At 48.7% G+C, this 6,073-nt stretch carries 5 protein-coding genes and 1 rRNA gene; 2 read left to right on the plus strand and 4 right to left on the minus strand.

Features of this window, described 5'->3' with window-relative positions; genetic code table 11:
- Positions 1 to 251, plus strand: a 251-nt coding sequence (locus tag BZG75_RS15475; protein WP_206744406.1) for a hypothetical protein, incomplete at its 5' end; no start/stop codon positions are given.
- Positions 252 to 306: 55 nt separating this feature from the next.
- Here the strand turns inward: BZG75_RS15475 and clpB are convergent.
- The 3 genes from clpB to rluD form a co-directional block, all read right to left on the minus strand.
- Positions 307 to 2,883: an ATP-dependent chaperone ClpB gene (gene clpB / locus BZG75_RS14965; RefSeq protein WP_021024607.1), complete on the minus strand. Its 2,577-nt coding sequence runs from the start codon at positions 2,881 to 2,883 to the stop codon at positions 307 to 309.
- A gap of 81 nt (positions 2,884 to 2,964) precedes the next feature.
- The gene (gene pgeF, locus BZG75_RS14970; protein ID WP_077461942.1) at positions 2,965 to 3,687 is read right to left on the minus strand and encodes a peptidoglycan editing factor PgeF; all 723 of its coding nucleotides are present in this window, start codon (positions 3,685 to 3,687) and stop codon (positions 2,965 to 2,967) included.
- Entirely contained in the window at positions 3,687 to 4,661 is a 975-nt protein-coding gene (gene rluD / locus BZG75_RS14975) for a 23S rRNA pseudouridine(1911/1915/1917) synthase RluD (RefSeq protein ID WP_077577408.1), read from the minus strand. The genes pgeF and rluD overlap by 1 nt, the downstream gene beginning before the upstream one ends.
- 198 nt (positions 4,662 to 4,859) lie before the next feature.
- On the opposite strand from rluD, the gene bamD reads away from it, so the two are divergent.
- On the plus strand, positions 4,860 to 5,585 hold the full coding sequence (gene bamD, locus BZG75_RS14980; protein WP_077461944.1) for an outer membrane protein assembly factor BamD: 726 nt from the start codon (positions 4,860 to 4,862) through the stop codon (positions 5,583 to 5,585).
- 398 nt (positions 5,586 to 5,983) lie between these two features.
- Here bamD and rrf read toward each other — a convergent pair.
- Positions 5,984 to 6,073: ribosomal RNA gene (rrf, locus tag BZG75_RS14985) — 5S ribosomal RNA — on the minus strand; the annotation flags it as partial.

Below are 6,073 nucleotides of genomic sequence, written 5' to 3' on the forward strand. Positions count from 1 at the left end.
CCCACACAGATTGCATAGGTCAAATTGTTAAAGAGCGCCGCTCATCGTTGAGCGGGAGTGGCATAATACGCCACTTTGGCATTGAGTCAAGCATTTTGTTTTGCTTGTCTGTATTGCCGTTGTTAGCTCGGCTTGCCGTGCCAACGAGAGCGCATTATAGAGAGGTAATTTTTTGGCGCAAGGGGTTTTTGATAAAAAGATCTCAGGCGCGCAAAAACCCAACAATTTGCATTATTCCTAAGCGTTTTTGAGTCAAACCAAGAAAAAAGCCACCAAAAATGGTGGCTTTTGCCTGATAGGGCTGGGTTAGCCTTGTTTTGCAATGACATGGTCATTCTCAACATCAAGCCAAACGGGCTGACCTGGGACCAGTTCCCCACTCAATATTTGTTGCGCCAGTGGGTTTTCGATTGTCTGTTGGATAGCCCGTTTAAGTGGACGCGCTCCGTAGACAGGATCAAACCCGCTTTGAGCAACCTTGGCAAGCGCGGCTTCGGAAATCTCCAATTTGAAATCTTTTTCTGCCATTCGTCGGGCAAGCTCTTGCATCTGCAAGCCAGCGATTTCTTTTATATGCTCTTCAACCAGTGGATGGAACACAACGGCTTCATCAATACGGTTAATAAACTCCGGTCGGAAATGATTCGCCGCCACCTCCATCACTGTTTGCTTCATGCCTGCATAATCCAGTTCACCAAAGTGTGCTTGGATTTGCTCTGAACCCAGATTGGAGGTCATGATGACGACGGCATTTCGAAAATCAACCGTTCGCCCCTGACCATCCGTTAAACGCCCATCATCGAGTACCTGCAACAAGATGTTGAATACATCAGAATGCGCTTTTTCTATCTCATCAAGTAGAATTACCGAATAGGGACGACGACGAACCGCTTCAGTAAGATAGCCCCCTTCTTCATATCCAACATAACCAGGAGGCGCGCCAACTAAGCGTGCTACCGAGTGTTTTTCCATAAATTCAGACATATCTATCCGAACCATAGCATCACGGCTATCGAACATGAATTCGGCCAGCGACTTACACAACTCAGTTTTCCCCACCCCTGTCGGCCCAAGGAAAAGGAAGGAGCCAATCGGGCGATTCGGATCCGCCAGTCCGGCTCGGCTACGCCGAATGGCATTGGCGACGGCACCGACCGCTTCATCTTGACCTATCACCCGCTGGTGCAAGGCTGATTCCATTTTAAGTAGCTTTTCTTTTTCGCTTTCCAGCATACGAGAAACAGGGATCCCTGTCTGCCGTGCGATAACATCTGCGATCTCAGCCTCTGTGACTCGGTTTTTCAATAAAGTCATTTCCTGCATTTCTGCTTGGCTAGCAAGATCGAGCTGCTTTTCTAAGTCAGGAATTTTGCCATACTGTAGTTCTGACATTCGGCTTAAATCCCCGGCTCGCCGCGCTATCTCCATGTCAGTTCGTGCTTGCTCTAGAGCAGCTTTTATATGTTGAGCTCCAGATACAGCGGCTTTTTCTGTGTTCCAGACCTCTTCGAGCTCGGCATAATCACGCTCTTTTGCCTCTAGCTCGTCACGCAATGTCTCTAAACGCTTTTGACTCGCACTATCTTCTTCTTTTTCTAGTGCTTGTTGTTCAATTTTAAGTTGGACAATGCGTCGTTCTAAGCGATCTAACGAATCGGGTTTCGAATCAATTTGCATCCGAATGCTGGACGCCGCTTCGTCAATAAGATCAATGGCTTTATCGGGTAACTGGCGATCGGCAATGTAGCGATGTGACAAGCTGGCTGCGGCGACGATGGCCGGATCGGTAATTTCTACCGCATGGTGCAGCTCGTAACGCTCTTTTAATCCGCGCAGAATGGCGACCGTGTCTTCTACATTCGGCTCATTCACCAATACTTTTTGAAAGCGACGTTCTAATGCCGCATCTTTCTCTACATATTGGCGGTATTCATCAAGTGTCGTTGCGCCCACACAGTGAAGCTCGCCCCGTGCCAAGGCAGGTTTGAGCATATTCCCGGCATCCATGGCCCCTTCAGCTTTACCGGCCCCGACCATGGTATGAAGTTCATCAATAAAGAGGATGACATTACCTTCCTCTTTCGCCAGTTCATTTAATACCGCTTTTAGTCGCTCTTCAAACTCCCCACGGTATTTAGCCCCAGCGACTAGCGCCCCCATATCGAGAGAAAGCACGCGTTTACGGCGCAAACCTTCCGGTACCTCACCATTCACAATACGCTGGGCTAACCCTTCAACAATCGCGGTTTTGCCTACACCAGGCTCACCAATCAGGACGGGATTGTTTTTGGTACGACGCTGTAGCACTTGGATGGTCCGGCGAATTTCATCATCACGGCCGATAACAGGATCCAGTTTGCCTTGCTCAGCACGCTCGGTCAGATCCAGGGTAAATTTCTCCAACGCCTGCCGGTTTTCTTCGGCGTTGGGATCATCGACTTGCTGACCGCCACGGACTTTTTCTATCGCTTGTTCAACTTTTTGTGATGTCAGGCCATGGCTGCGCAATAGCTCCCCAAGCGGCCCTTTATCTTCTACCGCAGCTAAGACAAAAAGCTCAGACGAGATATATTTGTCTTTACGCTTTTGTGAGATCTTATCGCAAAGGTTAAATAAGTTACCCAGATGATTCGAAAGCTGAACCTCACCGCCCGTGCCTGTGACTTGAGGGACGCGATCCAATAACTCAGAAAGGCTAGAGCGCAGTTGGCTCACATCCACGTTCAGCATGGTTAATAGCGGACGAATCGCACTGCTATCTTGATTCAGGAGTGCGGTCATCAAGTGAACGGGTTCAATATATTGATGGTCTCGCCCTAACGCGAGTGATTGCGCATCAGAAATGGCAATTTGAAACTTACTGGTAAAACGGTCAAGGCGCATCGTTAGTTCCTCCCACTTAACACCTTTAGTTGATGAATAAATGGGCACGATGCAGGTATTTTTCAAGCATCTAAGACGACTTTATTTCATTCGCCAGATACACGTTGCCATCCGCCCCGTTTGTCCATCTCGGCGATAGGAATAAAATTGATCGCCTTGCTGGTAGGTACATAGCGATCCCCCATAAATCGCGGTCACGCCAGTAGCTATTAGTCGTTGCCTTGCAAGCGCATAGAGATCAGCCAAATACTTATCTGACCCTCGAGGTGAAAAAGCGGCCTTGGTCTGCCAAGAATACGAGATGAATGCCTGATAAACATCTTCACCGACTTCAAAAGCTTGTGGACCAATTGCCGGCCCCAACCAAACAAAACAGCGTTCTGGTTGCGCAAATAAAGCGAGGGTTGATTCTAAAACACCATTTAGTAGCCCTCGCCACCCGGCATGTGCCGCCGCGACCTGGCAACCATCATGGCTACAAAAAAGTACCGGTAAGCAATCAGCGGTCATGACCGTACAAGCTTGTCCGACGGTATCTGTAAATGCTGCATCGGCTTTGGGATGTGTGTCTTGATGTGGCAGCCGTGCAACCTCAGTCCCATGAACTTGCTCAAGCCACGTCAGTTCTCCGTGAACCATACCGGCTAGAGCAAGACGATTTTTTTGCACGGCATCTGGATCATCACCCACATGCATACCAAGATTCCAACCCGCAAACACGCCCTGGCTCACTCCCCCTTCACGAGTTGTGGTAAGTGCACCGATATTATCAGGAGCCGGCCAATCAGGTTGGAGATAATCCATTAGTACTCGTCTTCTCCGTTTTCTGCTTGGTCGCTACGTAAATGCTCCGTCAATGCGACCATATCGTCGGGGATCGGGGCATGCCATTCCATTTGCTCACCCGTGATCGGATGGTCAAGACGTAACATGGCGGCATGTAATGCTTGGCGCTTGAACTGCCTTAGCGTCTGAACCAAGATCTCGCCCGCTTGACGTGGAGGCTTTGCCTTACCGCCATAAAGCGGGTCCCCTACCAGAGGATGATTTAAATACGCCATATGCACTCGGATTTGGTGAGTCCGCCCCGTCTCTAGTCGCAAACGTAACCGTGTATGACCCCGGAAATGTTCTGCAACCCGATAATGGGTTATCGCAGGCTTCCCTAATTCTTGGACGGCCATATGAGTCCGTTTTGTTGAATGGCGGCCTATCGGTTTGTCCACCATGCCACCACCGGTCATATTGCCAATCGCAATCGCTTCGTATTCACGCGTGATTTTACGTTTTTGTAGCGCGCGTACCAGTCGGGTCTGCGCGGGGATCGTTTTCGCAACCACCATTAGGCCCGTGGTATCTTTATCCAAACGATGCACTATCCCTGCACGCGGTACATCCCCGATATCAGGATAACGGTGAAGTAAACCATTCAATAGTGTTCCATCCGGACAGCCGGCACCTGGATGCACCACAAGCCCAGCAGGTTTATTAATCACCAAGAGGTCATTATCTTCATAGACGACGTCGAGCGGTATCTCTTGGGGTAGCCAGCGATCGTCATCTTCAATCTCTGTGTCAATCTCAACCTGCTCCCCGCCCATGACTTTCTGACGAGGCTTGTCTACCGCCATACCATCGAGTGAGACTTGCCCTGCTTGAATCCATGTTTTGATCCGAGAGCGAGAGTAATCGGGAAACAGCTCTGCGATCGCTTGATCGAGTCGCTGACCCATTTGGTGTTCTTGGATCTGATGGGATAATTCTATCTGTTGTGCCATACCGAACTTTTCTGTGATTTCTATGACTAAACCCTCGCAACAGTCGCTATCGTGGCGCTCGGCATATCGCCGGTAAACGCCTTTTGCTATAGTCGCCTATCACTGGATAAAATAGCCGGGATAATGACATTGTATCTGTTTGCCGCTGTGACCGTAATCCAGATGGCATAAAAACTTTTCAAGGAAGTGCGATAACCCATGAAACGCCTAACCCTTACTGCGCTACTCGCAGCCTCTGTACTCGTCGGTTGCTCAAGCAACAGTCAAGTTGTCCAAGACGATCCGCCATCCAAACTGTATCAGGATGCTGAAGCGCAGTTAAACAAAGGGGCATGGATAACAGCCATTGAAAAGCTTGAGGCATTGGACTCTCGCTATCCGTTTGGTGCTTATTCCGATCAAGTGCAACTGGATCTTATCTATGCTTATTACAAAAATGACGATCTGGCCTTGGCCGAAGCAACCATTGATCGCTTTATGCGTATGCACCCCGCTCATGCCGAAAGTGACTGGGTTGCCTATATGCGAGGCCTCGTTCATATGGCACAAGATCGCAGCCTAATCCACGACATTCTCCGTATGGAGCGCAATGATCGTGACCCTCAGCCGGCTCGTAAAGCATTTACTGATTTTCGCCGCTTACTCGAACGCTATCCCAATAGCGAGTATGCTGCTGATGCAAAGGCACGTATGATCGCGTTAAAAAATCGTTTAGCTCAATACGAGTTAGCCGCCGCCGACTACTATATTCGTCGTGAAGCTTGGGTTGCAGCCGTTAACCGTTGCCAGGCCTTACAACGAGACTTCCCTGACACTGAAGCCGCTAAAGCTTCTTTGCCTCTGATGCTAACAGCCTATAAGAAGCTCGGACTTGACGAGCCAGCCGAGCGTACTCAGGATCTGATAGACAAAAATTCCATTTAATCCGTCAATATTGGTTAAAACGACACTGGTTAAAACGACAAAAGCCTCTCTATTATAGAGAGGCTTTTTTGTGCTATGTCGCGATGAGACGAGCAAACACGAACAAAAAAAGAAAGCCCTGACCGTCAGGCCAGGGCTTTATTGGTTTTTCATCAAAGATTAAAGATACAAAAAAGCCCCGACCGTTAGGTCAGGGCTTCGTATTTCTACTTATCAAAGTCTTACACATATCTGCTTTGATGCTTAAATKTTTGCTAACTAAAGCCYAATAYTAAGCTCTAATTAGATTATCTTGTTTGATGCGATGAGGATTTTGAATCGAGACACGCAGTGTATGCCAATACATGAGCATCGAAGATATCAAAAGCATCGAGCTATCAACAAGATAAGCAATGAGAGCCTGGCGATGTCCTACTCTCACATGGGGAGACCCCACACTACCATCGGCGCTGCTTCGTTTCACTACTGAGTTCGGCATGGGATCAGGT

The organism is Salinivibrio sp. AR640 (assembly GCF_001995405.1).
Taxonomy (GTDB): domain Bacteria; phylum Pseudomonadota; class Gammaproteobacteria; order Enterobacterales; family Vibrionaceae; genus Salinivibrio; species Salinivibrio costicola.

What these genes read in the sequence shown, in the direction of transcription:
- clpB (WP_021024607.1), bottom strand. Translation starts at nt 2,883, where the DNA reads ATGCGCCTTGACCGTTTTACCAGTAAGTTTCAAATTGCCATTTCTGAT.
- bamD (WP_077461944.1), top strand. Translation starts at nt 4,860, where the DNA reads ATGAAACGCCTAACCCTTACTGCGCTACTCGCAGCCTCTGTACTCGTC.
- rluD (WP_077577408.1), bottom strand. Translation starts at nt 4,661, where the DNA reads ATGGCACAACAGATAGAATTATCCCATCAGATCCAAGAACACCAAATG.
- pgeF (WP_077461942.1), bottom strand. Translation starts at nt 3,687, where the DNA reads ATGGATTATCTCCAACCTGATTGGCCGGCTCCTGATAATATCGGTGCA.